Raw genomic sequence first — 2,245 nt, forward strand, 5'->3', positions numbered from 1 at the left:
GTGGCCTCGAGGGCTTCGTAGACGATGCGCTCGGCGGTCGACTTCTTGCCGTCGAGCAGGATCTTGTTCACCAGCTGGGTGACCAGCGTCGAACCGTAGACCGGGTCGTTGACGAGGGGGCGCTTGGGAGCGGGTCCTTTACGTGGCATTTAGATCAGTTCCCCTTCTTGGCGCCGTAGCGGCTGCGAGCCTGCTTGCGGTCCTTGACACCCTGGGTGTAAAGCGAGCCGCGGATGATGCGGTAGCGAACACCGGGGAGGTCCTTCACGCGACCACCGCGGACGAGCACCATCGAGTGCTCCTGCAGGTTGTGGCCTTCACCCGGAATATAGGCGGTGACCTCGACGCCGCTGGTCAGGCGCACGCGGGCGACCTTACGCAGAGCGGAGTTCGGCTTCTTCGGGGTGGTGGTGTACACGCGGGTGCACACGCCACGACGCTGCGGGCTGCCCTTCAGGGCGGCGGTCTTCTTGACGGAGACCTTGTCTTTGCGGCCCTTGCGGACCAGCTGATTAATAGTTGGCACTGAGTTCTTCCTCTTCGCAGGCCGGCACCGTGCCGGCCTTGTCGCTTCCAATGTCACGGTTGGTGCTCCGGGCAGGTTGATCGATTTGCTCGGCGGCAACCGCCGCCCCGCATTCCGAACAACATCCGCAACTCGCCCCACCAGGACATATGCCCTGGTCACTGAGATTTCCTGCACCCGAGGTCGGGCGTGTCGTACGACGAAATCCCATCGCGAACTCCCATACGGCAGTCCGGTCAGACCGGGTGCCCACGGGTGGCATCCGGACAGCCCGGACGCCAGCGATCCACTCTACCGGCCCGGATTCCACAGGTCAAAACTCTTGACGCCCACCGGCGCCCCAGGTCGTGTCCGCCGACTCCGGCGCCCGCCCACTCGGCCTGTGCGACCGGCCCGAGGGCCGAAAGTGTCCAAAATCCGTACACTCCGCGACTGGCGTTCTCGGGGTATACCTGTTGTACGCGAACGACAATGTGTACGAGAACACACTGTCACTCGCCCCGTGGACCACACTTCGCAGCGCTGCCCGCTCGCGCGCTACGAAGTGTTCTACAGGCCCACCGACCGAATTCCCCCGACTCGGCCGGTGGGCCTGTTCCATGTCCAGGTTCCGAACCGCACTTCCTCGCCACCGCGGGTGGTTCATGTCACAGTAGAGACGTGTCCACTCGTTCACCCCAGCGCCCGGTCATCGCTGCGGCGTGGGAACGCGCTCGTTCCTCCGGCCTGGTGCCGAGTGATCGCCCCGACCCCACGCTCGGCGACATCTCCGCTGCCGATCCGCTGCTCGATGCCGCCCGCCCGATCCTGAGTCGCGCCGCCGAAACCTTGCACGGCACCCCGACCGCCCTGCTGCTGGTGGATCACCGGAGCCGGCTGGTCGCCCGCGTTTCGGCGGACACCACACTCGAAGGCGTGCTCATCGGAGCCGGCGCCGTGGCAGGCGCAGCCTTCACCGAATCGGAGATGGGCACCAATGCGCTGGGCACCACGGCCGAGGTGCGCGGCGATCTGGTGATCAACGGCCAGGAGCACTATCTGGAGCAGTTCCGCTCACTGAGTTGCTTCGGCCAGCCGATTATCCATCCGTCGACCCGCCGGGTGGCCGGCATTCTCTGCATGACACAGGTCGCCGAACGGCTCAACCCGCTGTCGGTCCCGCTCGTGCGCGGCATCGTCTCCGACATCGCCGAACGGCTGCTGTCCCGCTCACACCTGGATCACCGCCAGGTGATCACCACGTTTGAACGCGCGGCCGAGCGGCGCGACATCGCCGTGGTCGCGGTCGGCGACGATCTGCAACTGACCAATACCCCGGCCGCTCAACTCCTCTCCCCCGCCGACTTCGGCACCCTGCGCGTGTTCATCTCCGAACGCGACATCCCGCCGATCATGACGCTGGTGTCCGGGATCGTGGTGGCGGTGGAGGCGGTGCCCATCCCGGGCGTCCGCAGTTCGGCGATCTTCCGGCTGCGTCCGCGCATGGAATCGGTGCCGCCCGCCGCGCTGACCACACCCCGGCAGCGCGGCGCGACCGCCAGTACTGTCGCCATCAGCGGCGAGCCCGGCACCGGCCGCACCACTGCAGCCTTCACCATCGTGGCGCGCGAGGAGGCCGTCGTCATCGACGTTCCCGGCGCCCTCCTGGACGGGCGCCCCATCGATCTGGCATCGGCCTTGCGGCGAGCGCGCACGCTCGGGCACGGCGTCGTCGTCGAC

The 2,245-nt window shown here is 67.0% G+C and carries 2 protein-coding genes and 1 pseudogene; 1 reads left to right on the plus strand and 2 read right to left on the minus strand.

Annotated elements, in window-relative coordinates; translation table 11 throughout:
- Both WAW85_RS13125 and rpsL read right to left on the minus strand, forming a co-directional pair.
- Positions 1–149 (minus strand): annotated as a pseudogene (locus WAW85_RS13125) (30S ribosomal protein S7); the annotation flags it as partial.
- Between the two features lie 5 nt (positions 150–154).
- Positions 155–526, minus strand: coding sequence for a 30S ribosomal protein S12 (gene rpsL, locus WAW85_RS13130; protein ID WP_422560050.1), 372 nt, complete (start codon positions 524–526; stop codon positions 155–157).
- 660 nt (positions 527–1,186) lie between these two features.
- Between rpsL and WAW85_RS13135 the strand changes: the two genes are divergently transcribed.
- The coding region (locus WAW85_RS13135; protein ID WP_422560051.1) for a Fis family transcriptional regulator at positions 1,187–2,245 on the plus strand (1,059 nt) is incomplete at its 3' end.

Origin of the sequence: Gordonia sp. (in: high G+C Gram-positive bacteria) (genome assembly GCF_049299075.1) — a bacterium.
Taxonomy (GTDB): domain Bacteria; phylum Actinomycetota; class Actinomycetes; order Mycobacteriales; family Mycobacteriaceae; genus Gordonia.